General features: G+C 39.1%; 26 protein-coding genes. 5 read left to right on the top strand and 21 right to left on the bottom strand.

What is annotated here, in order from left to right:
* Positions 1-56 precede the first annotated feature (56 nt).
* A complete protein-coding gene (locus J2Y03_RS02020; RefSeq protein WP_132089124.1) occupies positions 57-1,154 on the top strand; it encodes an AI-2E family transporter in 1,098 nt (365 codons plus the stop codon).
* A 36-nt stretch (positions 1,155-1,190) separates the two neighbouring features.
* Here J2Y03_RS02020 and J2Y03_RS02015 read toward each other — a convergent pair whose 3' ends face one another.
* From J2Y03_RS02015 to J2Y03_RS01975, 9 genes are all read right to left on the bottom strand, one after another.
* Positions 1,191-1,472, bottom strand: a complete 282-nt coding sequence (locus J2Y03_RS02015; protein WP_132089127.1) for a YokU family protein — start codon at positions 1,470-1,472, stop codon at positions 1,191-1,193.
* A gap of 10 nt (positions 1,473-1,482) precedes the next feature.
* Positions 1,483-2,913, bottom strand: coding sequence for a lysine 2,3-aminomutase (gene kamA / locus J2Y03_RS02010; protein WP_310190193.1), 1,431 nt, complete (start codon positions 2,911-2,913; stop codon positions 1,483-1,485).
* Between the two features lie 121 nt (positions 2,914-3,034).
* Positions 3,035-4,420, bottom strand: coding sequence for a sigma-54 interaction domain-containing protein (locus J2Y03_RS02005; RefSeq protein WP_310190191.1), 1,386 nt, complete (start codon positions 4,418-4,420; stop codon positions 3,035-3,037).
* 51 nt (positions 4,421-4,471) lie between these two features.
* The gene (gene ablB, locus J2Y03_RS02000) at positions 4,472-5,326 is read right to left on the bottom strand and encodes a putative beta-lysine N-acetyltransferase (RefSeq protein WP_310190189.1); all 855 of its coding nucleotides are present in this window, start codon (positions 5,324-5,326) and stop codon (positions 4,472-4,474) included.
* A gap of 195 nt (positions 5,327-5,521) precedes the next feature.
* Entirely contained in the window at positions 5,522-6,943 is a 1,422-nt protein-coding gene (locus tag J2Y03_RS01995) for an aldehyde dehydrogenase family protein (RefSeq protein ID WP_310190187.1), read from the bottom strand.
* A gap of 79 nt (positions 6,944-7,022) precedes the next feature.
* A complete protein-coding gene (locus tag J2Y03_RS01990; RefSeq protein WP_310190185.1) occupies positions 7,023-8,291 on the bottom strand; it encodes a peptidase in 1,269 nt (422 codons plus the stop codon).
* Positions 8,292-8,325: 34 nt separating this feature from the next.
* Positions 8,326-8,991 carry a 3-oxoacid CoA-transferase subunit B gene (locus J2Y03_RS01985; protein WP_310190183.1) on the bottom strand — a complete coding sequence of 222 codons (666 nt, stop codon included), beginning with the start codon at positions 8,989-8,991 and terminating at the stop codon, positions 8,326-8,328.
* Entirely contained in the window at positions 8,976-9,668 is a 693-nt protein-coding gene (locus J2Y03_RS01980; protein WP_310190181.1) for a CoA transferase subunit A, read from the bottom strand. The genes J2Y03_RS01985 and J2Y03_RS01980 overlap by 16 nt, the downstream gene beginning before the upstream one ends.
* A gap of 14 nt (positions 9,669-9,682) precedes the next feature.
* The gene (locus J2Y03_RS01975; RefSeq protein ID WP_310190179.1) at positions 9,683-11,026 is read right to left on the bottom strand and encodes an aspartate aminotransferase family protein; all 1,344 of its coding nucleotides are present in this window, start codon (positions 11,024-11,026) and stop codon (positions 9,683-9,685) included.
* A 224-nt stretch (positions 11,027-11,250) separates the two neighbouring features.
* Between J2Y03_RS01975 and J2Y03_RS01970 the strand changes: the two genes are divergently transcribed.
* Complete coding sequence (locus J2Y03_RS01970; RefSeq protein ID WP_310190177.1) at positions 11,251-12,615, top strand: TrkH family potassium uptake protein; 1,365 nt, start codon at positions 11,251-11,253, stop codon at positions 12,613-12,615.
* A gap of 675 nt (positions 12,616-13,290) precedes the next feature.
* Here the strand turns inward: J2Y03_RS01970 and J2Y03_RS01965 are convergent.
* Both J2Y03_RS01965 and J2Y03_RS01960 read right to left on the bottom strand, forming a co-directional pair.
* Positions 13,291-14,757, bottom strand: a complete 1,467-nt coding sequence (locus tag J2Y03_RS01965; protein WP_310190175.1) for an NAD(P)/FAD-dependent oxidoreductase — start codon at positions 14,755-14,757, stop codon at positions 13,291-13,293.
* A gap of 179 nt (positions 14,758-14,936) precedes the next feature.
* On the bottom strand, positions 14,937-15,074 hold the full coding sequence (locus J2Y03_RS01960) for a YjcZ family sporulation protein (RefSeq protein ID WP_310190173.1): 138 nt from the start codon (positions 15,072-15,074) through the stop codon (positions 14,937-14,939).
* 120 nt (positions 15,075-15,194) lie between these two features.
* Between J2Y03_RS01960 and J2Y03_RS01955 the strand changes: the two genes are divergently transcribed.
* Complete coding sequence (locus J2Y03_RS01955) at positions 15,195-15,785, top strand: DUF502 domain-containing protein (RefSeq protein WP_132089167.1); 591 nt, start codon at positions 15,195-15,197, stop codon at positions 15,783-15,785.
* A gap of 24 nt (positions 15,786-15,809) precedes the next feature.
* Here the strand turns inward: J2Y03_RS01955 and msrB are convergent, their stop codons facing one another.
* The 3 genes from msrB to rsgA all read right to left on the bottom strand — a co-directional run bounded on the left by msrB (position 15,810) and on the right by rsgA (position 18,093).
* The gene (msrB, locus tag J2Y03_RS01950) at positions 15,810-16,244 is read right to left on the bottom strand and encodes a peptide-methionine (R)-S-oxide reductase MsrB (RefSeq protein ID WP_132089170.1); all 435 of its coding nucleotides are present in this window, start codon (positions 16,242-16,244) and stop codon (positions 15,810-15,812) included.
* On the bottom strand, positions 16,234-16,725 hold the full coding sequence (gene msrA, locus J2Y03_RS01945) for a peptide-methionine (S)-S-oxide reductase MsrA (protein ID WP_396954165.1): 492 nt from the start codon (positions 16,723-16,725) through the stop codon (positions 16,234-16,236). Before msrA ends, msrB begins: the two co-directional genes overlap by 11 nt.
* 297 nt (positions 16,726-17,022) lie before the next feature.
* Positions 17,023-18,093 carry a ribosome small subunit-dependent GTPase A gene (rsgA, locus tag J2Y03_RS01940; RefSeq protein ID WP_310190167.1) on the bottom strand — a complete coding sequence of 357 codons (1,071 nt, stop codon included), beginning with the start codon at positions 18,091-18,093 and terminating at the stop codon, positions 17,023-17,025.
* A gap of 306 nt (positions 18,094-18,399) precedes the next feature.
* Here rsgA and J2Y03_RS01935 point away from each other — a divergent pair, with 306 nt between their 5' ends.
* Entirely contained in the window at positions 18,400-19,146 is a 747-nt protein-coding gene (locus J2Y03_RS01935) for a DUF4397 domain-containing protein (protein WP_310190165.1), read from the top strand.
* A 35-nt stretch (positions 19,147-19,181) separates the two neighbouring features.
* Here the strand turns inward: J2Y03_RS01935 and J2Y03_RS01930 are convergent, their stop codons facing one another.
* From J2Y03_RS01930 to J2Y03_RS01915, 4 genes are all read right to left on the bottom strand, one after another.
* Complete coding sequence (locus tag J2Y03_RS01930; protein ID WP_310190163.1) at positions 19,182-19,760, bottom strand: YpmS family protein; 579 nt, start codon at positions 19,758-19,760, stop codon at positions 19,182-19,184.
* 6 nt (positions 19,761-19,766) lie between these two features.
* A complete protein-coding gene (locus J2Y03_RS01925) occupies positions 19,767-20,591 on the bottom strand; it encodes an SGNH/GDSL hydrolase family protein (RefSeq protein WP_310190161.1) in 825 nt (274 codons plus the stop codon).
* 110 nt (positions 20,592-20,701) lie between these two features.
* The gene (locus J2Y03_RS01920; protein ID WP_132089188.1) at positions 20,702-21,280 is read right to left on the bottom strand and encodes an SCO family protein; all 579 of its coding nucleotides are present in this window, start codon (positions 21,278-21,280) and stop codon (positions 20,702-20,704) included.
* Between the two features lie 107 nt (positions 21,281-21,387).
* Positions 21,388-23,013, bottom strand: a complete 1,626-nt coding sequence (locus J2Y03_RS01915; protein WP_310190157.1) for an ATP-binding protein — start codon at positions 23,011-23,013, stop codon at positions 21,388-21,390.
* A gap of 235 nt (positions 23,014-23,248) precedes the next feature.
* Here J2Y03_RS01915 and J2Y03_RS01910 point away from each other — a divergent pair, with 235 nt between their 5' ends.
* Positions 23,249-24,118, top strand: a complete 870-nt coding sequence (locus tag J2Y03_RS01910) for an MBL fold metallo-hydrolase (protein ID WP_310190155.1) — start codon at positions 23,249-23,251, stop codon at positions 24,116-24,118.
* Positions 24,119-24,148: 30 nt separating this feature from the next.
* Here the strand turns inward: J2Y03_RS01910 and J2Y03_RS01905 are convergent, their stop codons facing one another.
* From J2Y03_RS01905 to J2Y03_RS01895, 3 genes are all read right to left on the bottom strand, one after another.
* Complete coding sequence (locus J2Y03_RS01905) at positions 24,149-24,991, bottom strand: DegV family protein (RefSeq protein WP_310190153.1); 843 nt, start codon at positions 24,989-24,991, stop codon at positions 24,149-24,151.
* 132 nt (positions 24,992-25,123) lie between these two features.
* Positions 25,124-25,375 (bottom strand): DUF2535 family protein, encoded by a 252-nt coding sequence (locus tag J2Y03_RS01900; protein ID WP_310190151.1) that lies wholly within the window; start codon positions 25,373-25,375, stop codon positions 25,124-25,126.
* 500 nt (positions 25,376-25,875) lie between these two features.
* A complete protein-coding gene (locus J2Y03_RS01895; protein WP_310190149.1) occupies positions 25,876-26,472 on the bottom strand; it encodes an LPXTG cell wall anchor domain-containing protein in 597 nt (198 codons plus the stop codon).
* Positions 26,473-26,488: the final 16 nt, after the last annotated feature.

The raw sequence follows: 26,488 nt of genomic DNA, 5'->3' as shown, positions 1-26,488 counted from the left end.
ATTAAATAAAATTGATATAATTTTACCAAATATATATAGAAATAGAGGTACATACATTGGCAAAGAGAAAATTTCAATACTGGTTAATACAGATTCTGTTAATTTTAACCATCATTTGGGTCTCAACTAAAATTTCATTTTTATTTGAACCAATCGGTATCTTTTTTTCAACCATCTTTTTCCCGATTCTGATTACAGGCTTTTTATATTTTTTACTTAACCCTGTTGTTAATTTCCTTCAACGTCGAAAGGTACCGAGACTATTATCCATTATCATTATTTATGTTGTGTTTGTAGCGCTTTGTGTATTTGCGATTGGAAATTTAGTACCTGCACTTACGAAACAATTTACGGCACTAGCAAACGAACTGCCGGTATACGCTGATAAAACGATGGACTTCTTTGACTCAATCGCCAAATCCTCGGAATTCAAATGGATTATGGACGAACAAAAAGATATTCTTGAGACCGTTCAGGATAGATTGATTGAATTTGCTAATACTCTGCCAAACACCATTACCGGTGGTATAACAAACATCCTAGGGGTGGTCACCAATATTGCCATTGTTCTTGTTACCGTCCCATTTTTATTATTTTATATGTTTAAAGATGGTCACAGGTTTCCTACTGCACTTTCCAAATTTCTTCCGGCTGCTTATAGAGAAGAGGGTCTTTCCATTTTAAAAGAAACAGGTGACACGCTTTCAGCCTATATTCAGGGACAAGTTACCGTTGCCTTAGCAGTTGGAACACTGGCATTTATTGGCTACCTGATTATTGATTTACCATTTGCACTCGTCATGGCCTTAATCGTAGCATTTACCAACATTATTCCTTATATCGGTCCAATTCTTGGGGGAGCTCCAGCGGTTATCGTGGCTTTATTTGAATCTCCTACCAAAGCATTATTAGTCATCGTTGTCATACTTATTGCACAGCAGATTGAAGGAAATGTGTTATCACCACTTATTCTAGGAAAAAGCTTAGACACACATCCAGCAACGATTATCATTATTTTACTAGCTGCCGGAAATCTAGCTGGGGTGCTTGGGATGGTGCTGGCCATTCCATTCTACGCTGTAATGAAAACCATTGTTTTAAACCTAGTAAAATTTCTTCGTGCCAGAAAAGCAAAACGGATCCAAACCGAATAATCAATTAACCCCCTATCAGCAGATAGGGGGTTTGTTTTAAGAGGAAAAATCAAAATAGTTTCTTTTCAATAGCCTTGGAAGCGCCATTAATTCTTTATAGCTGATGCTTTTACCAATTTTCTTCGTATCCACTAAAAATAACTGGTCTTCAATTTCTTTTGTTACCTCATCTGTTTGATATTCCATCTTACATTGATTGCAAACAATTGCAGGGGTTTCTGTAATCTCAATAGCTCTAGTACCGTCTGGAAGCTCCCAATAAACACTATTCTCGCTATTTTTGGCCTCATTCCCGCACCATTCACAGACTATTTCCATATATATCCCTCTATTCATCCGATGCAGAGTTTACATCTTTATCATTTTTACCAGCTGTCGGTTTATTTTGCTGAGCCTGAAATTTCTTTTCCTTCAATTCATCCCGCTTGCCTCGTTTATCCTTTAATGATGAATGAGTAGGATCTTGATTGTACTCCTTACGGCGATTTAGCCTTGTTAATCCCTCTGGAACTAAATTGAAGTGCTGGTCATTCATAATTCCTGCAATGCCAATATTGGAGCGTTTTTCCTCCATGTCTGGATAAACCTCTTTAAAGTACCCTTCTGCAGTACCAGGTCTATAATTCTCTGGTTCTGGATAAGAGGTAATCACTCCTTCAAAATTGCGGAGGACAACCTTTTCGGCACTTTGTGAAATTAAATAATTTGGCTGCAGTGAAATTTTCCCGCCGCCACCGGGGCCGTCTAGAACAAACGTTGGTACTGCATAGCCGCTCGTATGACCGCGCAAACCTTCAATAATTTCAAGTCCCTTGGAAACCGGTGCCCGGAAATGACCAATTCCCTCTGAAAGATCACATTGATAGATATAATAAGGGCGAACCCTTATTTTCACAAGGTCATGCATGAGCTTTTTCATAATCGGCACACTGTCGTTGATACCAGCGAGGATAACAGATTGATTTCCAACCGGTACACCTGCATTGGCCAGCATTTCACAGGCCTTTTTGGATTCCTCGGTTATTTCAATCGATGTATTAAAATGAGTATTCAACCAAATCGGATGATATTTTTTTAAAATGTTACAGAGGTTTTCGGTAATTCTTTGCGGAAATACCACTGGTGCCCTTGTCCCGATTCGAATAATTTCAACATGGTCGATGTCACGGAGATTTTTTAAAATATATTCAAGGATTGTATCATTAATGAGCAGCCCATCGCCGCCAGAAATTAATACATCCCGAACCTGTGGAGTTTGACGGATATAACCAATTGCTGCGTCAAGCTGTTTCTTTGGTACACCCATACCAATTTGTCCAGAGAACCGTCTCCTTGTACAGTAACGGCAATACATCGAACATTGATTGGTAACGAGAAACAGTACCCGGTCTGGGTAACGATGCGTTAAGCCTGGTACTGGTGAATCTTCATCTTCATACAACGGATCTTCAAGATCATATTTGGTTTTATGGATTTCTTTAGAAATCGGAACAGACTGCATCCGAATCGGGCAGCGTGGATCATCAGTGTTCATTAATGAAGCATAATACGGTGTAATATTCAGCGGAATCGTCTTTGTTGAGATCCTAACTCCCTCCTCTTCATCTGGAGTTAAATTAATTACCTTTTTTAAATCCTCTAGTGTACGAATGGTATTTGTTAGCTGCCACAGCCAATCATTCCACTGCTCTTCGGTTACATCCTTCCATAGCTCTATATTTTTCCAATGCCTATCCGGCTTGTATAATGAATGTTTCATGTGTATTTCCTCCTTGCCCTGCTTTACTAAGATATTATGCAAGAATTATGCCAACGCACTTAGTCCGGGTAAGGTTATGTTTTTTATTATGTAGACAAAAAAAACGCCGATATTTCGGCAGCTATTCCCTAATCTTTTTGAGTTTATATTGCAGGGTTTGTCTAGGAATCTCCAACAGCTTGGCCGCTTGATTGATATTTCCATTCGATAATTTCAGTGCATGGGTAATCAATTGACCTTCAAGCTCCTCGACATTTTTTCTTAAGGAAAGATTCTTCTCAACCTTTTCATTGATAACTGCCTGTGGTTTCATCATAATTGGCAGGTCTTCCATTAGAAGGAGTTCATCCTCACATACATTCATCATGTACTCAATCGTATGTTTTAGTTCCCGTACATTTCCAGGCCAAGGATGACTCATAAAAAAACTTTCCAATTTCTGTTCAATCCCTTTTATACCCTTTTGTAATTTCTTATTAAAAAACTGAATAAAATAATTTGTAAGAAATAGGATATCCTCTTTTCGTTCTCGAATAGGCAACAGTGAAAAGGTAAACACATTTAGACGATAGTACAGGTCGGAGCGAAGCTTTTGATTTTGAAGTGCATGATTAGGATGGACATTCATTGCGGCAATGACGCGGACATCAACAGATATGTTTTGAGCGCTTCCAACCCTTCGCACCATTCCATCCTCTAAAACCCGTAACAGCTTCGCCTGCAGCTCAATCGGCATTGTATGAAGTTCATCGAGAAACAATGTCCCGCTATCTGCAAGCTCGAATAGCCCTTTTCTTTCGACAGCTCCAGTATAGCTTCCTTTTGCCGTTCCAAAAAGGATACTTTCAAGCAGTGTTTCTGGGATGGCTGCACAATTCTGCGCAATAAAAGGACCATTCGCTCGATAGGAGGCGTGATGAATTCCTTGCACAAACAATTCCTTTCCAGTCCCGCTTTCTCCATATACAAGGATGGGAGAATCTGATTTTGCAAGTTTCCCAGCCTCTTCCTTCATGCTAATAAAAACTGGATTTACACTTTTTAGATCCTGTAGCGTATAAATAACGTTTTTTAATGTCTTTTTCTTGTTGTTTTTATTTACATTTCTTTGTAAGTCTAAAAGGCTTTCAGCCAATTGCTTCATTCGAGAATAATCTTTAGCAATCTCAACCGCTCCAATAATCTCCTTCTCTAAAAAAATCGGAAGTGTCGTATTAATGGTATCTATTTGTTTTCCATGAATATTTACATAAACCTGTGTCTGATTATATATGGGCTTGCCTGTTTTGATCACCCGGAGCAAGGTGCTTGAATTCTCTGATAGTGATGGAAAGGCATCGAAAAGATGTTTTCCCTGTACTTCCTTTACTTCCATGCCATCATGCCGTGCTGCGACTTCGTTATAAAAAATCGTTTTCCCTTCTGTATTGACGACATGAATTCCCTCATCAATGGTTTTCAAAATCGCTGAAAGAACTTCCTGCGTTAACACAGTTAATTGAACCATCCAGTTCACCTCCCCTTAGGTGCCGAAAATTCGTCACCTAAAGCCGAAATATTAGCAGTTTGCCAGATTCTTTACCCACATATTCATATTCTCAAGTTTGTCGTAGATAAAACAATTATTCATTAATCGGCCCCGATATTTATAACCGAGTTGGAACAAGACTGCATTCATTCCAAAGGACAAACTCCTCGCAATGGAATACGAACAATAAATACCTTGCCTTTTGAGTTCCCCCTCAAGCTCCCTTAGGATTATTTTCATCAACCCATACTTCCGATGTTCCTTTAAGGTCGCACAATCGGTTAATTCTGCATTTTTATAAAAAGAATTTACTTCTGCCGATGCAGCACTGACAATATTTCCTTGATGGAGGAACACGTAATAGATAGTCCCTTCCGTCATTGTTTTTTTCACATATTCAGGATCATGTAAGGGTGTAGGGTAAATTTGAAAAATCTGACGATACAAGCCTGCAAGCTCCTCTGCGCAATCCTCATTCACTTTCTTTAATTCATATTCCTTTGGTGGATAGGGTTTGTCAGTTGCTTTGTCTAATTGATAGATACTGTGAATCATTCCGTCCTCGGTAATCCAGTGGTCATTTTTCTTCCTTTCTACAGTATAAAACTTTGAAAAAAAATGGGCATCCGAACCGAGAAAATACCGATCAACAACAGCTTCAGGCTGCAATCCTCTTTCATATAAGGGTAAGGTATCCTCTATTCGTGCTTTCATGATTAACTTTTCTGCTTGATGCTTACGTACCAGCTCCTCTGCTTTTTCGAGGACTAAATTCGTATTGCCGCGATAGTCATCTATCCGAATTCTTCTATTAAAAGGGTCCAAATACACTTCTAGAAAGTAATTACTTTCGTTTATATAGACGGTGGAGGTAGTTAGGCTCATCCTCGACGCTCCAATCCTTTTCGAATTAGTAAAGTCAGATTAATATTTTGGTAATTTCTAAATCCATAGTTCACGAAGACCATTTTTCTAAATTCCGCACTTTTTTGGGCTTCATGAACCCTTAATAAGTATCAAATATTATAAACTACCAATTTGTAAAAATGTCTGACTGGAAAAACAGCCAGACATTTTCTATTACTCTGTTTTAAAGCTAATCAGTTTTAGTTCTGTCATTTCTTCTACAGCATATTTAATGCCTTCTCGACCCATCCCGCTCATTTTCACTCCACCATACGGCATTTGGTCAACTCGGAAAGTTGGAATTTCATTGATCATGACACCGCCAACTTCAAGCTTTTTAGCAGCTTGAAGGGCTTTATGAATATCATTCGTAAATATTCCAGCTTGTAAGCCATATTTGGAATCATTCACTAGGTCGATGGCTTCACTGAAATCACAGAAGCTATTAATATGCACCACGGGAGCAAATACCTCTTCACAGCTGACCTTTTCCTTTAACGGTACATTGACTAAAACGGTTGGCTGAAAGACTGCTTCTTCAGCGCTGCCGCCCAACCTCAATTCAGCCCCATTGTGTATGGCTTCATCTACCCAATCCTTCGTTCGCTGGACGTTACCCCGCGTAATCATTGCAGAAATATCGGTATCATCCTCTAACGGATTGCCAGTTTTCAACTTTTTCGCATTACTTACAAATTGTTCAACAAACCCCTCAAAAATATTTTCATGTACAAAAATTCTTTGAATCGATATACAAACCTGACCCTGATAGGCAAAGGCTCCGTTCACGATTCGAGGAATCACTTTATTTAGTTGAACACCCTCATCGACAATGACTGCCGAATTCGATCCCAGCTCAAGTGTTACCCGCTTTAATCCGGAGTGCTCGCGAATATAGCGCCCTACCTCGGGACTTCCAGTAAAGGTAATCATTTTGATTCGGTCGTCCTTCATTAAGACATCCCCAATTTTACTTCCGCTTCCTGTAACAACATTTAGTGCCCCCGCCGGTAAACCTGCACGGTGAAAATACTCAGCTATCTTATAGGCAGTTAATGGAGTTTGACTGGCTGGTTTTAGAACCACGCTATTTCCAGCTGCAATGGCCGGACCTACTTTATGAGCAACCAGGTTCATAGGAAAATTGAACGGTGTAATCGCGGCAATTACACCTAACGGTTCTCGGACTGTAAAGGCAATTCTTCCCTGACCCCCTGGGGCTGCGTCCATCGGCACCGTTTCACCATGAATTCTTCTAGCTTCATGTGCCGCAAAAGTATATGTCATTATCGTTCGATCGACTTCGGCTCGCGCGGCCTTTAACGGTTTTGCTGCCTCCAATGCTATTAATCTCGCACATTCCTCATGATCAACCTTAAGAAATTGCACTACTTTTTCAAGAATTTCTGCCCGCTCAAATGCAGGCATATCTGCCATAATTGTTTTAGCCTGTTGTGCTGCATTTATGCTTGCCAGTACATCTTCTTGGTTGGCAACCCCAATCTCTGCAAGCAGTTCCAAGTTATAAGGATTTTTCAGCTTTATATACGAAGAAGCCTTTCGATATTCGCCGCCTATCCACAAATCCTTCTTCATCCGAGTCCCTCCAAACGATAAAAAGTTCATTATAATCTATTGTACCAAATTTTTCCTAAACTGTTTACGGAGGGACTATTTATTCACTGACTTCGCACCATTTCAATAAGGTTAAGGCAATAATCCTACTAGCTGCAAACATATCCTCCAACTGAATGTGTTCATCCGCATCATGTGCTGTAGCTGTAATGCCCGGACCAAAAATAACGACAGGTGTATTTCCCACGTTAGATAAAATTCCACCATCGGTCCCCCATGGACTTGCTTCAATGACCGGTGCTTCTCCCTTTACATCTACAAAACTCTCAGAAAGTGTCTTCATTAACGGGTGGTCAACTTCAAGATTACCAGGAAGCCATCTTCCCCCAAACCATTCAATTTCAAGTGGATTCTCTTGGAACCATTCATCTTGTTTATTAAGTTCATTCAAAACGGCAGCCATTTCCGCTTGAGCGGCAGCAATCGTTTCTTCTGGAGAAACACCCATTCTTCCTTCTATCACAGCTAAATCCGGCACGGAGGACGGCCATTCACCACTGTTTATTTTTCCTATATTTATCGGAATCGGAATGGGAATATTGTTAAAAAGAGGATCGGTAATTTTTATATTTCGATTTTTTTCTAATTGTTGAAATTTTTGTATTACATTGACAGCTTTTTCGATGGCACTTACTCCTTCGTACCTGGTACCACCGTGTGCTGCCCTCCCCTTGACACGCACTCTAAACCACATTGAACCTTGCTGTTTTGGAAACAGCTTCATCCCAGTCGGTTCGGGAATAATAGCACCGTCAGCATGATAACCTCTTAGAACAGCAGCAAGTGTACCGGCACCCCCGCTTTCTTCTTCTATTACACTTTGAAAAATGACATCACCCTTAAGCTTCGTTCCTGTGGCAACTATTGCCTCGATAGCCATGATGAGTGCAGCCGTCCCACCCTTCATATCTGTGCTGCCGCGTCCATAAAGCTTTCCACACTCAATATGTCCGCTAAACGGATCGTGTGTCCAGTTCTTCTCATCACCGACCGGAACCACATCGATATGTCCATTTAGGATGATAGATTTACCTCCGCCAGTTCCTTTTAACACGGCAACGACATTCGGGTTTCCCTCAAAGCTCTGCCGATCACAGCAGAACGCTTCGTGTTCCCTTAGCTCCTCCCTGTCAATTTCCCATATATCGAGATGCAGCCCCAACTGCCGGCATTTTTCAATAATGACAGCCTGTGCACTACTTTCGTTTCCTCTGATACTATTTTCTTGAACAAGTATTTGTAAAAATCTAGTACCTCTAGCACGATTGTCCTTCAGCCATTGTTTGATGGATTCTTCATAGTTACTCAACAAATTCACTCCCTCTGATGAAGAATGGGTGAGATTAATAGGTTATCTTTCGGAGATTATTACTGACGGTAAACCCACATTCTGTCTTGTTCACTACCTCTTGCAAATCATATGGTTCAAACAACTCCGTTAATAGTAATCCCTTTTCGGTAACATTAAAAACAGCTAACTCCGTTATGATCATGTCAACACATTGGGAGGAAGTCAGCGGTAACGTGCAGGACGTGACAATTTTCGGATTTCCGGCCTTATCACAATGATTCATTAACACAATCACCTTTCTTGCTTTTTGTGCCAATTCCATCGCACCGCCCATTCCAGGGACTTTTTTTCCTGGAACAATCCAATTGGCCAAATCCCCCTGCTTGCTGACTTGAAGGGATCCCAAAATTGTGATATCCACCCTACCTCTGCGAATCATCCCAAAAGCTATCGCACTATCACAGTAAGAACCACCTTGGTTCAAAGTGACAGGAAAACCGCCAGCATTACATAGATTTTCATCCTCTTTCCCTTTCTCAGGGCTTGGACCCATACCGGTAATTCCATTTTCAGCATGGAACATGACCATCATGTCCTTTGGTAAATGATTCGGAACTAAGGATGGGATACCTATGCCAAGGTTCACAACCATACCATTGTGGATTTCTTCTGAGGCTCTTCTAGCGATTCGATTGCGAAAGTCTACTCCCAAGCCCATTTCCAATTCACTCCCTTCGAAGGGATAATATGATCCACGAAAACTCCAGGGGTTATAATTTCATCAGGGTTGAGGCTGCCCAGCGGAACGAATTCCTCCACTTCGGCAATGGTGATATCTCCGGCCATTGCGACAAGTGGATTCGTATTCCGAGCACTTTTGTCATAAATTAAATTTCCATAGGGGTCTGCTTTCTTCGCATAAACAATTGAAACATCAGCCGTTAAAGCAGTTTCAATTAGGTAGTCCTTTCCGTTGAGGAGAAAATGGGGCTTGTTTTTCGATACTAATTCATTATCCATTCCAATATCTGTTAGAATCGCAGGAAGACCGACCCCGCCAGCACGAATTCTTTCTGCTAATATCCCCTGCGGCGAAAATTCCACCTCAAGTTTTCCTTCATGCATGAGCCTGCCGGCAATGGGATTAGAACCAATATGGGAAGCAATCACCTTAATGGCCCTTTCCTGACTAACTAATTTACCAATGCCGATATGAGGAAATCCGGTATCATTCCCAATGAGTGTTAAATTTCGTACTCCTATTTCAAGTATCCCATCAATAAGGGTTGGCGGGGTTCCGACACCGCCGAATCCCCCAAACATGATCGTCATCCCGTTATTGAAGAGTTCTAAAACCTTCTCTAAGGTTGTAATTTTTCCAAATGGATTTTCCATCCAAACACCACCCATCAATCGTCGGATTTCAATTGCTTAGAAAAAGCTTCAAACGAATCTGTTAAAAGCAAAACCAATTCATTTATTTCATCTTTTGTAATCGTTAATGGCGGTGAGATAATAATGGAGTCACCATTCACACCATCAATACCAGCACCAGCTGGATAAACGAGCAGCCCTTTTTCCTTTGCGAGGGCGATTATTTTTTGGGTAACCATTGCCTTTCTTGAAAAAGGAGTTTTAGTAGCAGCATCTTCAACAAATTCAACTCCCAACATTAAGCCTTTCCCACGAATATCACCAATAAAGGAAAACTGATTTTTTAATTGGAGCAATAAACTCTTGAGGTAATCTCCCTTGGATTCTACTTGACTGACAATCTTATTTTTCTCCAAGTATTCTAGTACGGCGAGCGACACAGCACAGGATTGCGGATTTGCACTTAAGGTATGTCCGCTCATAACCACTTTCGTTCCAGCTAAAATTGGCTCAATTACCTTTTCACTTGCTAGTGCAGCCGCAATCGGGGCGTATCCTGCACCCATACCTTTCCCTAAGGCAACAATATCAGGGATAACATCCCACTGTTCCATCGCCAGCATTGACCCTGTCCGCCCAAAACCAGTCATCACCTCATCCGCAATAAAAAGGATGTCATGGTCTTCACAGATTTTTTTAATAATTTTAAAATAATCCTTCGGAGCTGCAATCGCCCCGCCTGCTGCTCCGATAACCGGTTCTGCAATAAAGGCGGCAATATGGTCAGCACCTATTCGTTTGATTGCGAGTTCTAACTCCTGAGCACAAGCGCTTCCGCAGGAAGGGGACTCAAGGCCATAGGGGCAACGGTAACAGTAAGGGGGATTGATGACCGGGAAATCCTCAAGAAGCGAAACAAATCGTGCTCTTCTTCCTGTATGACCTGACAGCGAAAGCGCTCCTAAAGTGATACCATGATAACTGACCCACCTTGATAACACTTTCGTTTTCGTGTGTATACCTTTTTCCTGCCAATATTGAATCGCCATTTTCATTGCAGTTTCTACCGCTTCAGACCCGCTGTTTACAAAAAAGCACCAATTTAGGTCTCCCGGTGTCATTTCTGCGACTTTCTTCGCCAGCTTCTCAGCACTTTCACTCGTAAATTGCGAGCGATACACAAACGAGACCTTTTTTGCCTGTTCCTGCATCGCCTCGATAATATCTGACACACCGTGCCCAATATTAGCGGTTACTGCACCTGAGGAACCATCAAGGTATTTTTTTCCTTCTGTATCATACAAATAAACCCCTTTGCCATGGTCGATCATCGGCAAGGTTTCATCGAGTAATGGTTTTATTAGATATGTCCGTTCCAACCTGACACCACTTCCCCTTTTAGTTCATTGTATGAGTGAACTTTTTAATACTTTCATCTTTTTAATATAAGAAAAAACAGACACACCTTTGCGCATCTGTTTTAGTTATTTAGTACTATTGTATTTTTCAAACGACTGCTAGTTCGTTCCATCTGAATTCTATCTTTTACTTTTAAAGGCGGTTACTATAAAATAACAGATAGATTTACATAAGGAAGGATCAAATGAACATAAAAAATAGGTCTCCATTAAAAAAGAATGAATTATCAACAATTCAATTAATCGTTATTTTTTACTTATCCGCTTTAATCATTTCTACGCTACTGTTGAAAATACCATTAGCTCTTAAAGAAGATGTATCCTTAAGCTTTATTGACGCTTTATTTACATCAGCGAGTGCGATTAGTGTAACAGGTCTAAGTACAATTTCCTTAAAAGATACATTTAATAACTTCGGGATCTTTCTATTATGTATCATTCTTCAAATAGGTGGATTAGGTGTAATGTCACTTAGTACCTTCGTTTGGGTTATGATTGGGAAAAAGGTGGGATTAAAAGAACGCCAACTAATCATGGTAGACCAAAATCAATCCAACTTATCTGGATTGGTGCAGCTGGCAAAGAGGATTTTTATTATCATTATTTCATTTGAAATCATTGGTGGAATTATTTTAGGATTACGCTTTTTAAAATATTTTGACAGCCCGTTATCAGCATTTAAACATGGATTTTTCGGCTCCATAAGTGCCACGACAAATGCTGGATTTGATATTACAGGGGGTTCATTAATCCCTTTTAGTAATGATTACTTCGTTCAAACAGTTATTATTTTATTGATGATTATCGGAGCCATCGGCTTTCCTGTTATCGTCGAGGTGTATGAATTCTTTTTAAGTCTTAAGGTTAAGAGAAGGTATCATTTTACGTTATTTACGAAATTAACCACAGCTACATTTGTTATTTTGACCGTTGGAGGAAGTCTGATTATTTATTTACTTGACAGCTATCACTTTTTTGCAGATAAATCTTGGCATGAATCTTTTTTTTACTCCGTGTTTAATTCTGTAACAACAAAAAGTGCAGGATTAGCGACCATGGACTTAAATGATTTCACACCGAGCAATCAGCTTTTTATGTCCGTATTAATGTTTATCGGCGGTTCACCTAGCAGCGCCAGCGGAGGTATCCGGACAACAACATTTGCGATTGTTTTATTGGCCATTTTCTATTATGCACGAGGAAAAGGTTCCATTAAAATATTTAGAAGAGAACTGCATAGCCAGGATGTTCTAAAATCGTTTATCGTGATTTCGACAGCAGCCATACTCTGTTTAGTTTCCATTTTAATTCTTTCAATCACAGAAGATGGAACCGTTATTCAGGTCATTTTTGAAGTTTCTTCTGCGTTTGGAACCAATGGATTATCGATGGGCTTAACACCTGTATTATCCACATTCGGAAAAATCCTCATTATCCTTTTGATGTTTATTGGAAGATTGGGAATAGTTACCTTTTTATTAATATTAAGGGGCAAAGATAACAGTCAGGAAAAGATTCATTTTCCGAAAGAGAAAGTAACGATTGGGTAATAAACAGGAGGATTTATTGAAATGGATTCCGAAGTTGCCTCACCTTGGGACAACTATAAACTATTTCCAACTACTCCTGTCCGAGGTTTCCTCATCTTCGGACATCTATAAGCTATTTCCAACTACTCCTGTCCGAAGTCGCCTTGTCTTCGGACATCTATAAACTATTTCCAACTATCCCTGTCCGAGATCGCCTTGTCTTCGGACAACAATAAGCTATTTCCAGCTTGTCCTGTCCGAAGTGACCTCATCTTCGGACAACTATAAACTATTTTCAACTACTCCTGTCCGAAGTCGCCTTGTCTTCGGACATCTATAAGCTATTTCCAGCTTGTCCTGTCCGAAGTCGCCTCATCTTCGGACATCTATAAACTATTTCCAGCTTGTCCTGTCCGAAGTCGCCTCATCTTCGGACATCTATAAACTATTTCCAGCTTGTCCTGTCCGAAGTGATTTCATCTTCGGACATCTATAAGCTATTTCCAACTACTCCTGTCCGAAGTCGCCTCATCTTCGGACATCAATAAGCTATTTCCAGCTTGTCCTGTCCGAAGTCGCCTCATCTTCGGATATCAATAAGCTATTTACAGCTTGTCCTGTCCAATGAATATTCATATCCGATTTATCGCAGATACCTGCTTTCACATAAAAACAAACCCGCTAGATTCAGCGGGTTTAGGCCATAACGACTTCCTTTTTTCGTTCTGTTGATGTTTTTTTTATGATATCCCTTGCAATCCAGACGCCGCAGGCACTTGCTTGGGCAAGACCGCGGGTAATTCCTGCGCCGTCTCCGCCGACATACAATCCGCTGATTTCGGATTCAAAACGGTCATTGAGCTTTGGTCGAGCAGAGTAGAACTTCGCTTCGACACCGTAGAACAATGTATGTTCGGAAGCTAACCCCGGAGATACTTGATTCAATGCCTCAGTCATCTCAATTAAACTCTTAAGAGTATTATATGGAAGGACCAAACCAAGATCACCTGGTACCGCCTCTTTAAGTGTCGGCTCGATGAATCCCTCTTTAATCCTTCTGTCCGTTGAACGACGTCCTTTTAAAATATCTCCATACTTTTGAACAATTAGGCCGCCATTTGAAAGGGCATTTGCAAGGCGTGATACTTCGTGCGCATATTCGTTCGGCTTATCAATAGGCTCTGAGAATGTATGTGACACTAACAAGGCGAAGTTGGTATTTGGACTTCCAAGCTTCGGATCCTTGTAGGCATGCCCATTGGCAAGCATAATACCAGAATGATTTTCAACGACAACATGTCCGGAAGGATTGCTGCAAAACGTCCGTACCCTTGTACCAACGGATGTATTGAAGACAAATTTCCCTTCGTATAAATTATCATTGATTTCCTTCATTACGATATCAGATGTCTCCACACGTACACCGATATCTACTTGATTGCTTGTCATCTTCAGACGGCGTGACTTCAAGATTTCAGTCAGCCATTTCGAACCATCCCTGCCAGGAGTAATAACAACCTTATCTGCAAACAGGTCTTTATCACCTTTCAGCTTTATCCCCTTCACAACATGCCCATCAGGTGTTTTTTCAGTTATCAAATCTTTTACTTCTGTTTTAAAAGACAGTTCCACTTTATCATTTAAGTATTCAAAGATACTTTTCATTATTTCTAAGTTTTTCTCTGTTCCAAGATGGCGAACTTGAGCACGCAGCAATTTTAAGCCAGCTGCAAAAGCGCGGCGCTCGATATCCTTTACTTTATCTGTAAGCGGATCAGTAATGCTTTCTGTTGCACCGTGTTTTAAATTAATTTCATCGACATATGTAATCAAATCGATAACTTGAGAATCTGAAAGATAATCGGTCATCCAGCCGCCAAATTCACTCGTAATATTAAACTTTCCATCTGAGTATGCTCCAGCACCACCGAATCCAGCAGTGATTGAACAAGCAGGCAAACATCCTGCATACTCTTTCTTACCTGCTGCTGGAGGGCATTTCTCGATTTTATTATCTAAAATTGGACAATTTCTCCGATAAATATCATGCCCCTTATCTACTAATAGCACCTTTGCGTTTGGCATTTTTAGTGTAAGTTCATAGCAGGTAAAAATCCCTGCTGGGCCTGCACCCACTACTATAACATCATATCTATTTTCCATTGTCCAAAACCTCCAAGACGTATGTATTTACTTAACCCTTGGTAAATATATCAATCAATTTTCTATCCGTCAACAATAAAAACGAACTATTAATAAATTCAGTTCAATATTGTTCGTGTTTTGCTTATTTTTTGAAAATAACAAAAAAGACCCAGGCTTTTCGCCTGAATCTTTTTTGTTCAGCACCAGCTAGCGCCGATGATGATTAATAGAATAAACAACACCACGATTAATACAAAAGTTCCACAACCGTAACCGATGCCACCTACTCCTGGATAGCCGTAACCACAGCATTCCTGCCCATAACCATAATGCATACAAATTCACTCCTTGAGATTTGTCTGTTAACACTGTTAATTTATGAAGTAGGTACTTGACCTGTCTGTGCATTCGCCTATAATATGAGAATCAATGAATAAAAATCTGTAGGTGATAGTTTGAAAACTTTATTGAAAAGCTTTGTTAACGGTATTTTGACGATTGTCCCCATTATTCTTGTAATCTTTGTTATTTACAAAACTTTTTTGTTTCTCGATGGTCTGCTCGGAAACACATTAAGACCTTATCTAAAGGATGATTACATTCCTGGGATTGGATTGCTGACAACAATTGTATTAATTACTCTGCTAGGCTGGTTATCTACAAAATTTGTTACTGGCAGCATCATCAAACTAATTGATAAATTGCTTGAAAGAATTCCTGTTGTAAAAACCATTTATTCCGTTATTAAAGATACTGTTCAATCCTTTTTGGGTGAGAAAAAGTCTTTTTCAAAAGTGGCGCTGGTTGTGATTCCTGGAACAGAAATGAGGAGTATGGGGTTTATTACCTCTGAACAGTTAGAGGATTTCTATAGCCCGCTAAAGGACCATGTAGCCGTTTATGTGCCGCAAACCTTTCAAGTAGCTGGTTTTACCTTTTTAATTCCGAAAGAACAAGTGGAAATTATTGATGTGAAGCCTGAGGATGCCATGAAATTTATCCTTTCCGGTGGAATGACCTCCACATCAAAAGTAAATGGAAAATAGAAAAAGCCGCGAAATCGCGGCTTTTTACTCTTCGTCAAATAACTTCTTATATGCTCCGTAACCTTCCTCATCGAGCTTTTCTATTGGAACAAAGCGTAAGGCTGCTGAATTGATACAGTAGCGTAAGCCTGTTGGATCGGGACCATCGTTAAAGACATGACCTAAATGGGAATCAGCTGTCTTACTTCTTACTTCCGTCCGTACCATAAAATGGCTATAATCTTCTTTTTCCAACACTTCTTCCTCTACAATCGGCTTGGTAAAACTCGGCCAGCCACAGCCAGCGTCAAATTTATCAAGGGAACTAAATAGCGGCTTTCCTGAAACAAGATCCACATAAATTCCGTCTCTCGTTTCATTCCAATATTCGTTGCGAAAAGGAGGCTCTGTTCCGTTATTTTGAGTTACCTCAAATTGCATTGGTGATAATTCCTGTTTTAATTGTTCCTTATTTTTCATTCTTCTCCCCCCAATTTGCTTTTATAAAACCAGCTCTCCCTGAACCTATATGGTATCTTTCATAATGTGCTTGATTTTTCTTATAGTAATGTTGATGGTATTCTTCTGCTTGATAAAAGGTTGTTGCTGGTAAGATTGGCGTTACTACCGGTTTATTGAAGCGACCACTATCCTGTAATGCCTGCTTTGACTGTTCAGCGAGATCCTTCTGTTTATCATTATGGTAAAAAATCGCTGTTTGATAGGACTGACCTCTATCGTAAAATTGGCCTCCGGGATCAGTTGGATCGATTTGCTGCCAATATAGTTCCAGCAGTCTTTCATATGGAAAAATTTCCGGATTAAATGTAATTTGAACAGCTTCAAAATGACCCGTTGACTCAGAACAAACCTGCTCGTATGTAGGATTCTCGACATGACCGCCGGTATATCCAGATATGACACTAATAATTCCCGGCTGCTCATCAAATGGCTTCACCATACACCAAAAACAGCCACCCGCAAACGTAGCTAATTGTTTACTTTCTACCACAATCCCACCCCTTTGGATATATTTGCTCCCGAGTATGAGTATACCGAATCTTTATGAAGAAATACAATTTGCTGACTGAAAGAAGGAAATCGAAATATATCTGCGTTTATTCCCATATATCTGCGATAAATCAAATATATCTGCGTTAATCCAAATATATCTGCGATGCCCTCTCTTTCCTCTCCAGCCAAGCCAAGCCAAACCACTGAAAAAACCAAACCCATCTCCAGGGTCGGCTGTAGCTTCCTATTTAATCTTCTTTTTATGTCTCATTTGTTTCGTGACGTTCTTCCACCTTTTCTGTTCTTCTGTTTGCGCCCGTTTGTCAGCTTTTCTTTCGATATAAGCTAATTCTTTTTGTAGTTTATTGTAGCTGGTTAGTCGGCCTGCTGGAAGCGTACCATCTTCAATCGCTGAAACTACGGCACAACCAGGCTCATCATGATGTTTACAATCTCTGAATCTGCAGTTCTCTGCCAATTCATCAATATCCGAGAATGTTTCTGTAAGGCCCTCCGAACTTTCCCAAAGCTGTAATTCCCGCATTCCTGGTGTGTCAATCAGCACGCTGCCATTTTGCAGCAAAATCAGTTCGCGGTGGGTAGTGGTGTGGCGGCCTTTGTCATCACCTTCACGAATCTCCTTAACAGCTTGTTTTTTATCACCTAATAACAAATTCGTCAAAGTTGACTTCCCTACCCCCGAAGATCCTAACAATGCGACCGTTTTTCCAGGCTGTAAGTATGGATTAAGCTTTTCAATTCCAGTCTTTGTTTCCGCACTAATTGGAATAACCGGAACCCCGCCAAAGGCGATTGTTTCTACTTCTGCAAGCTTCTCTTCAAGATTTTCACATAAATCAGCTTTACTCAAGACAATAACAGGATTCGCACCACTTTCCCATGTTAGCAACAGATAGCGTTCGATTCTTCTTAAATTCAGGTCATCATTGAGTGAGTTCACGAGAAAGACAGTATCCACGTTCGCAGCAACAATTTGTTCCTCAGCCGTCCTGCCTGCTGATTTTCTTGAAAACTTACTGAACCGAGGGATAATCGAATAGATTGTTCCTTTTCCTTCTTCTAGCCGGGGTTTCAGCACAACCCAATCCCCAACAGCAGGATAATCCTCACGACTCAATGCTTCAAAGTTAAATTTTCCTGATACCTCACAAAGTAAGTCTCCATGCTCCGTCCATACCCGATACATATGTTTATGTTCCAAGGCAACCCTGCCAACAATCATCTCTTCACCTTGTTCCAAGGCTAGAAAATCATTATATATTTTTTCAGTTAATCCAAATGTTTTTAAATTCATCCATATTCCTCCAAAAATTGTATAATAAAAAACCATAGGCAACACAGCCCATGGTTTTATTCACAAAGGAATAATGGGTATAGATTCCCCTACCTGGTGAACCTGCGGGCTGTGCAAACGATATTGAAATAAACGGCAATTAACGTATTTACATTTACCATTACACTTCACCCGCTTTCCGACTTATTTGTATTAAGTATATGTTATGAACAATCCATTTGTAAACAAAAAATCCAAATATAGACACCCAGCTAAACATGCTTGAATAAATTAATTTGTAAAGAACTAGAGAAAGGAGAGAAGGGTATGTCTGGAAATAGAAATCATTCTGATTATCTTCAAAGAGCCGCGATGTATGATTTATTAGCTCATAACGTTAAATACTCTAACCCCAACCTGCACATGCAATATTATTTGAAACATCTAAAATATATGAATAAAGCCATGATGGTGCGTGACCCCCAGCAAACTCAAGTCGAAGGAAAGGTCCGGTTCCTTCATACCTCACCTGATGCCCCCGATGTTGACATCTATATTAACGGGCAAATGAAAGTGAAAAAACTACCGTTCAGAGTGGCAAGCAATTATTTAGCTCTAAAGCCTGGAAAGTATCATATTGATATTTATCCAACGGGAAATTCGGTCGATAGTGTGCTAAATAAGAAGATTACCGTAGAACCTGGAATGACCTATACACTAGCAATCATTGACTCTGTAAAAAAATTGCGTATGCTTCCATACGTAAATCAACCGCACGTGCCGCCGAATGAATCAAAAATACGTTTTCTGCATTTATCACCTGATACAGGAGCCCTGGATTTTGCCGTTAAGGACAGAGATGTTGTCTTTCCGAATATTTCCTACAAACAGGCGTCTGAATATCTGGGAATCATGCCAATGACGGTTGATCTAGAAGTCAGGGAGGCAGGAACGAAAAATGTGGTCCTCTCGATGCTAAAAGCTCAGTTCCGTCCAAATGAAACCTATACCATCATAATGATTGGTCATTCCAAAGGAGAGCCTGCTTTACAGGCTATGGTTTTGAAGGATTAAAAACATAAAGGTGGCTCACAAGTTAGTGAGTCACCTTATTCAACGGGTACGAGTATTGTAAAAGCAATATCATCTTTTATTAAATCAAACTTTTTCGCTTGTATTATTACATCACTTTTTAGTTTTAATTGCTGCATATTTACGTAGACAAGTTTATCATTCGGTTGAATGTCTACCCCTTTTGGGAGCTTATAATTTTCATTAATATATTTGAGCACATACGAAACGGGCAGATGTAAGCTACCAAGCGAAATAGACTTCTGCTTTAAGACTAAATCGCCATTTTCTAATGCCTCTGGTTCAAAGGTGAGCTTCAAATCAATTTCTTGACTAAAGAATGGTATGGTCCCGTACAACTCGACTTCATCCTGTAACTGGATACTGTATTCAATCGGTGAATCGGCCGCTTCCTTTTTAATATACTGGCTGATTAATCGATTTAAGTCTGCCTTATTTGATGTAACCTCGAAAGTAACACTATTGTTATTCGGTACACCCTGTAGAATTTTCCCTTTTTCATCTGCCGGTACCAGAATTAAAGATATTAGCAGGATCAAAATGAAACCATTTAACCCTAATAAAAGAAAGAATCCCCTTTTCCATTTATTTATCATAGAAGACTAATTCTCCTCTTTACTGACCATGTACGCCTTCTTAACGAGATCAGGTAATGTCCGTTCTTCTAACGTTTTGTTTAAACGCTCTGCAATTAACTCATAGCCCTTATCGTTGGGATGAAAGTTATCAGTATGCAAAAGACTTTCTGTTGGATTACGAAATAAATCTTCAATTCCCACAAAATAAGCATTTGGATAATTTGCCACAACCTGTTGGCTGGCAACGTTCCAATTTGAAACAATCTGGTCTAGCTCTTTAATGTCAGAAAACCATTGAGAGAAAGGATTGTAGACGCCAACCAAAACAATATAGGCATCTGGATTTACTCTGATAATGGTATTCATAATTTGGTACAGATTATTAATATAACCTTCTCTTTCCTTATCAAAAACGGATAACTGCAAATTTGAAATATTATCCTTAACAACCTTCATAATGTCATTGCCGCCAATCGTCAAAATCACCAAATCTGCTGTAGAAAGTTTGTCATTGATTTCCTCTCTTTGCAGCCTTTTTAATAATTGTGTCGTACGATTACCCTTTACACCGAAGTTGTAGAAATCAACTTCCTTAATCCCCTTTTCTTCCTCGAGCAAAGTTCTTAAGTAAGGCAGGTATCCTCCATTTTTTGTACTATCGCCAACTCCCTCTGTTAAAGAATCACCAGCGGAGATGATCTTTATTTCCTTTGGGACAAAATCGGCAGGAACCTCTTGATAAACAACTGCCGAAGCGGTACGTTCTTTATGCAATTCCCAGCGATCGGATTGACTGCAAGAACTTAAGAAAAAAGTCGAAAGAATGAGAAGGGTGAAAACTTTTTTCATTTTATTCACCACCCTCTTACCAATGATATTATAACATGAACAAAATAATTCAAAACATGCTAGTACTATATCCTATTCATTGTCAAAAAAATAGACCCTGGAGAATAGGTCTATTGCAACGTTTTTATATCACTAATCATCTCTTCATAAGGTACTTCTTCATAACCTGCGTAAGTCTTTTTAACCTTGCTATCCGGTCCTACTAAGAAAAAATATGTCTGATGAATTACTTGATTGCCCTCTTGAGGTTTTTTCACTAATGTCTTAAATGTTTCTCTCGCATAAGTCTCAATAAACTCTTGTGAATAACCTGTCAAAAAAGTCCAATTCGTTGAATCCAAGCCAAAATTTTTCGCATAAGCTGCAAGAACTTCAGGTGTGTCAACAGTTGGATCGACGCTAAACGAGACGAACTCAACATTTTTCAAATCTTCCTCTGCCACCATTTTCTGCAGCTTGGTCATATTCGCTGTCATTGGCGGACAAACATCTGCACAATTGGTAAAAATAAAATCAGCGACCCAAATCTTGCCGTCTAAATTCTTCTTTTCAAACGGTTTATTCTCTTCTGTCACAGCAGAAAAATCATTCACTGGGTAATCGAGCTGATTCTCAATTCCTTTTTGTCCACAAGCAGATAAAAGTAATGTAAAAATAATCATAAATAGAATCGATAATCGTAATTTCATATAAATCCCCCGCAACCTTAATTACTTTTCGAGAATAGTTTAACAAAGATTCACGAAAGAGAAAAGGAAAGCGTTCCTTAAATCGCGCTAAATACCATCCTGCTTTCTTACTCTGTCCATACAGGGATAAAAACCCTAAAAGTTGTTCCCTTGTCCTTTTCGCTGATGACATCAATTTGACCCTTCATTTTCTCAATGATTTGGTAGCACACCATTAAACCCATTCCCGTTCCTTTTTCCTTCAGCGAATAAAAAGCCGTACCTAATCGCGCTAATTCCTCTGGGGACATTCCAATCCCTGTATCAGTTACTTCAAAGACACCGTATTCCTCCTGTTGATAGACTTTAAGACTGAGGGTTCCTCCATTTCTCATAGCTTCAATGCCATTCTTGACAATATTGATTAACACCTGCTTCATTTCGTTGTTATTCCCTTTTAATTGTATTTCACTATCAATATCAACTTTGAGCGTAATATTCTGTTTCATTAGTGCAAAGGTGTTCATTAAATCCATGACATTATGGGCTAATTCACTACCATCTACTTTTTCAATTTGTTCTAGGTTCGGTTTTGCAAGCGAGAGATAATCGTTGATAATCATTTCGGCTCGGTTTAACTCATCGATCATTAATTGAACAAACATTAATTCTTCAGAACTAAAATGATCTTTTGCTAGGAATAGCTGCAAAAAGCCTTTAACCACTGTCATCGGGTTGCGGATTTCATGGGCCACTGAGGCAGCCAGCTGGCCAATCGCATTCATTTTTTCCGCACGCTGCAGCTCCTTTTGGATTTTCGTTTTGGCAATGATATTGTCCATTTCTCCAATTGCCTCTTCAATTCGATGGATATTGCTGGGGCTAGTTGAATTAGAACCTAACTTTTTACTTGTATCGGAAAGTCGTTCAAACAAAATCGATAATTTTTCAGTCATATGATTGAATTTATCGCTTAATTCTTCCATATCAGCTTGATCTGTAATGTTAAGCTTCACATTAAAATTACCAGCACTAACGGCATTAATACCTGAAATGATTTCATGGACGGGTGCTAATGCCTTTTTAAGCCCCCATCTCAAGGTAAAATAAACAATTATACTCACGATAAGAAACGAGAAAATGAGATAGAAGGCAATTTTTTCTTGGAAATTTTCAATAATTGCCGCATCGACATCGACTGCTAATAGGGCAATCACTTTATCCTTATCATTCATTATCGGGTAAAAGGCAGTGATCCACTCCCCTGTCTCGTCCCGATAAACTTTGGTATTCGTCAATACTTTCTCTTTAATGGCGGTATTATAGGCTGTAAGAAATTCCTTTCCCGGCTGGTACAGATAAAAGTTATCAAGCCCATAGGCTTCATAATGCTTTGAAATAGAAATGAAAGTTAATTGATTCACATTCTTCATTTTCCCATCAATAATGAATCCGCCTATATAATTTGAGTTTTTATCATTTAACATAGAGACTTGTTCACTCAGCTTCTTTACATATGAATTATCCTTATCATGTGAATCCAACGCAAGTTGAACATCAATTGGGTCAATGGTGGTAGACCAAAGTGAGGCAAGTCCCTTTACACGATCTGTCAATTGATTTTCTAGCTGCTCGGTCTGAAAGATAAAAGTGAAGCCTGCTGTTGAAATCACAATCATTAAGGTGATGAAAAAGGAAAATAATAATAGCTTACGATATAGTGGCAGATCTTTGAGTTGCTTTTCTTTTGACATATTCTAAGCCCCTTCGAGTTGCTTCATTCTCAAGAATTCTACAAAAAAAGGGTTTTTTCCTTTAAAAATAAAATTAATTCACAAGATATTTAAATTTTATGTCGAATGACAGGCTGAAGGCGAAATGGTTTAATGAAAGGATAAGATATGGTATCATGAATGAGTATTCATTCAGAAAACAGAAAATTAAGTCTATTTAGAAGAGGTGTTTAAAATTCCGCAGATTGGCCCGCTCATGATCATTGAAGGTCCGAATAACAGTAAGGTTCCCTTTTCAAGAAGCTTGTTTATTAATAGTAAAGATAAAGTACTTATTGATACTGGAGCAGACCCAACTAAACTGCTTGCCTTAGATAATCAGTATGGGGTTGAGTTGATTATCAATACTCACTACCACCCCGATCACACCTTGCATAATCATTTGTTTCCGGGTGTTGAAAAATGGATTAACCCACTAGAATTTGAAACTATTCAATCCATCGAAGGAATTGCGCGTGGAAACGGAGTTTATCAAGAATGGGGTCCGGAAGGTGTTGAAGCATTAAGGAATCACATGCCTAAGGAATGGGTACAAAACCTTGGGGGAATTTCTGCAACCTATCAATATGAGGAAGAATATAATTTTAGCGGTGTTACGGTTAACTTCCTGCATACGCCTGGTCACACAAAAGGATATGCAAGCCCCTACTTTCCTGAATTAGGGGTCGTCTATGTAGGGGATTTCGATATGACTTCTTTTGGTCCATGGTATTTTGGAACAGATGGAGATATTGACGAGTTGATTGAATCAGGTAAACGACTATTAGAGTTGGATGCAGATACTTTTATTACAGGTCATCAAAAAGGTGTTTTTACGAAACAGGAATTTATCGAGGCAATGGACAAATTTTTAGCGATTATCGATCAACGTGACGTAATGATTGAAAAATATGTGCGTAAGGGACTGAACTTTGAGGAACTCACAAATATCGGAATCTTCTATCCGAAAAAAATACTAAGCACTATGATTCTAAGGACATGGGAACGGAGTGGGATTCGGAAGCATCTACAGCGTCTTGGGTATACTGTTCACGAGTCATCAGAAATTTTGTTGGTAAATAAATAGGATGGTGCCACTATGCACCATCCACATTTTTTAATCCGTGTAATACATTAAAGCAATTGCACCAGGTCCTGTATGGGTACTGATGGTTGGACCAGTATAACAAATCGGGATGTCCTGGTATCCCGTTACTTCTATAATTGATTCCTTTACCTTTGAAGCTAATTCCTGTGCCTCGGCATGAACAATCCCAGCACCAAGCACTGTTTTTCCTTTTACATCCTCTGCAAATTGTTTAGCGAGCCATTTAACCACTTGGGAATGGCTGCGCACTTTTGCAACTGGATTATATTCTGCACCTTCAAGAGAGGCAACCGGCTTGATATTGAGTAGCGAGCCAATAAAAGCCTTCCCTTTACCAATCCGCCCGCCTTTCACCATGTTCTCGAGTGTATCAATCATAATATAAAGTTTCGAGTTTTCACTTACCTTGTCCAGACGCTCTAGAATTTCCTCCGCACTCTTGCCTTGCTTCGCCATTTCAGCCGCTTCTCTAACTTGAAACTGAAGGGCAATCGAAATAAATTTGGAGTCAACCACGGTTACCTTCGTCTTCGTCATTTGCGCTGCACTTTCAGCAGAGCGAATCGTCCCGCTCATTTTTCCAGTCATATGTATGGATATTACTTCATAACCTTCATTGCCAAGCCTATCATATACTTCAAGAAAGGTTCCAGCTGAAGGCTGTGAGCTTTTCGGCAATTCCACTAAGCCTTTCATCGTTTCCATAAATTCAGCAGGTTGTATTTCAACTCTGTCTAAATACGTTTCTCCATTTATCGTTACGGACAAAGGCACAACCACAACTCCAAGCTGTTCAGCCTGTTCTTTTGTCATATCCATTGTCGAATCCGTTACAATCTTAATCTTGCTCATATCCTCACATCCTAGCGTTTACTCTTTTGTATTATACAGGTTCCCTGTTCTTTAAGAAATAAATTCCCCTATTTTCATGAATTTAATTGTGAAAATTAAAAGAACACTGGGGTATCCAGTGTTCTGAAAAAGTTATGCGTTATTCTTTAGTTCTTGTACTTTAAACAAAGCTTCATAATCAGGCCATTTCATAACCTTTTTCAAATACTCTTTAAACGAATAGCATTTTTTCGGTTTGGTCTCCTGATAAAGTGTCGTAATAAAATTCTGTAAACGGACTTGGATCATAAAATTATAAGTGCTGCCTTGCTCCAATACAGGAATTTCAATAACTTTAACCTTCTGTCCAACATCATTTTTGAACTCTAGGCTCTTGAATAACAAAATATCAATCCTCTTTTTCACCCGTTTGTAAATATTATACACCTTTAGCTAATCGAAAAGTGTCTAAATCTGGTTGGTTTGAAAAATATTTGTGAATATTTATTGAGAAAATTTTATTTTCTGGGCAAAAAACAGGCCACAGTATGGATGACCTGTTACTTAATCGAATGAGGGGAATGTGAATTATTTAATTTTGGGGATATCTTGAGTGAATTGTTTATTGATTATGTATAAATGAGGTTTTTTTGTTCTGGTCTTTAGGGCATCTTGGAGAGTAGCTTTTGTAAGCTCTTTATTGCAAGTAGGTCAAAGCCATTTTCCAGAGTCAATGCTGCTGAAGGATTATTGGTGGCATTTAGGGCAGATTTTTTTGTACATTGGGGTGGCAACACCATTCTAATCAATACTAGAAAAATATATATTTAACAATCAATAAATATGTATTCTAATCTTTTAAAACTATAAGACCCTGATTTTCAACTTTTAAAACCAAGGCCCCTCTATACCTGATTATCTAACTTTTTTCGCCTTTTAACGATAAATTGAAAGAAAGAACCAGTTAAAACTAATGCTGCTCCAATTACTAGAATATTGAACATATTTGATCCGGTATTAGGAAGTTTTGGTCCGTCTGCAGGTAATACACCACCTAAGGTACCTTCAACATAGAATTTAAATTCAACTGTACTTGTTAATCCTTGGAACTCATTCCCAAGCTCTCCAGGTACATTAATATTGAATACTAATTCTTCTTGACTTCCGCTATTTAAAGACATTGACTGTAAACCATTAAAATCTCTTAATTTACCTTGAAACAAAGTGATATTTTTATTTGTAATTGTTAGTAATAATTGATCATAAAACTTTTGAGAACCATCTATAAATTTACTTGTTATCTTATAGTTAAAGTTATTAGCACCATTATTACCAATAATTAGAATTCTCTCCATAGAATCGCCTGGCTTTAAATTACTAAAACCAAATAAAACTTTTTGTGGATTTACAGTAAGATCAAGTATTTGCGAATTCACATTGCCGAATACCTTTAATGGAAAAATAAGAAGAAAAATTAATAAACAAATTTTTATTATTTTCATATTTTACCTCATGATC

The sequence above is a fragment of the Neobacillus niacini genome, from assembly GCF_031457145.1.
Taxonomy (GTDB): Bacteria; Bacillota; Bacilli; order Bacillales; family Cytobacillaceae; genus Neobacillus; species Neobacillus niacini_J.
The sequence above is the reverse complement of the archived record's forward strand: the minus strand, read 5'-3'. Positions and strand labels throughout refer to the sequence as shown.

Excerpts from the sequence above, each read along its gene's own strand:
- J2Y03_RS02015 (WP_132089127.1), bottom strand. The coding sequence starts at position 1,472 with ATGGAAATAGTCTGTGAATGGTGCGGGAATGAGGCCAAAAATAGCGAG.
- J2Y03_RS01970 (WP_310190177.1), top strand. The coding sequence starts at position 11,251 with ATGAACATAAAAAATAGGTCTCCATTAAAAAAGAATGAATTATCAACA.
- rsgA (WP_310190167.1), bottom strand. The coding sequence starts at position 18,093 with ATGAATTTAAAAACATTTGGATTAACTGAAAAAATATATAATGATTTT.
- J2Y03_RS01930 (WP_310190163.1), bottom strand. The coding sequence starts at position 19,760 with ATGATAAATAAATGGAAAAGGGGATTCTTTCTTTTATTAGGGTTAAAT.
- J2Y03_RS01960 (WP_310190173.1), bottom strand. The coding sequence starts at position 15,074 with ATGCATTATGGTTATGGGCAGGAATGCTGTGGTTACGGCTATCCAGGA.
- msrB (WP_132089170.1), bottom strand. The coding sequence starts at position 16,244 with ATGAAAAATAAGGAACAATTAAAACAGGAATTATCACCAATGCAATTT.
- J2Y03_RS01895 (WP_310190149.1), bottom strand. The coding sequence starts at position 26,472 with ATGAAAATAATAAAAATTTGTTTATTAATTTTTCTTCTTATTTTTCCA.
- msrA (WP_396954165.1), bottom strand. The coding sequence starts at position 16,725 with ATGGTGAAGCCATTTGATGAGCAGCCGGGAATTATTAGTGTCATATCT.
- J2Y03_RS01985 (WP_310190183.1), bottom strand. The coding sequence starts at position 8,991 with ATGGGCTTGGGAGTAGACTTTCGCAATCGAATCGCTAGAAGAGCCTCA.
- J2Y03_RS02005 (WP_310190191.1), bottom strand. The coding sequence starts at position 4,420 with ATGGTTCAATTAACTGTGTTAACGCAGGAAGTTCTTTCAGCGATTTTG.
- J2Y03_RS01965 (WP_310190175.1), bottom strand. The coding sequence starts at position 14,757 with ATGGAAAATAGATATGATGTTATAGTAGTGGGTGCAGGCCCAGCAGGG.
- J2Y03_RS01905 (WP_310190153.1), bottom strand. The coding sequence starts at position 24,991 with ATGAGCAAGATTAAGATTGTAACGGATTCGACAATGGATATGACAAAA.
- J2Y03_RS01920 (WP_132089188.1), bottom strand. The coding sequence starts at position 21,280 with ATGAAATTACGATTATCGATTCTATTTATGATTATTTTTACATTACTT.
- J2Y03_RS01980 (WP_310190181.1), bottom strand. The coding sequence starts at position 9,668 with ATGGAAAATCCATTTGGAAAAATTACAACCTTAGAGAAGGTTTTAGAA.
- kamA (WP_310190193.1), bottom strand. The coding sequence starts at position 2,913 with ATGAAACATTCATTATACAAGCCGGATAGGCATTGGAAAAATATAGAG.
- J2Y03_RS01935 (WP_310190165.1), top strand. The coding sequence starts at position 18,400 with ATGTCTGGAAATAGAAATCATTCTGATTATCTTCAAAGAGCCGCGATG.
- ablB (WP_310190189.1), bottom strand. The coding sequence starts at position 5,326 with ATGAGCCTAACTACCTCCACCGTCTATATAAACGAAAGTAATTACTTT.
- J2Y03_RS01925 (WP_310190161.1), bottom strand. The coding sequence starts at position 20,591 with ATGAAAAAAGTTTTCACCCTTCTCATTCTTTCGACTTTTTTCTTAAGT.
- J2Y03_RS01910 (WP_310190155.1), top strand. The coding sequence starts at position 23,249 with ATGATCATTGAAGGTCCGAATAACAGTAAGGTTCCCTTTTCAAGAAGC.
- J2Y03_RS01915 (WP_310190157.1), bottom strand. The coding sequence starts at position 23,013 with ATGTCAAAAGAAAAGCAACTCAAAGATCTGCCACTATATCGTAAGCTA.
- J2Y03_RS01995 (WP_310190187.1), bottom strand. The coding sequence starts at position 6,943 with ATGAAGAAGGATTTGTGGATAGGCGGCGAATATCGAAAGGCTTCTTCG.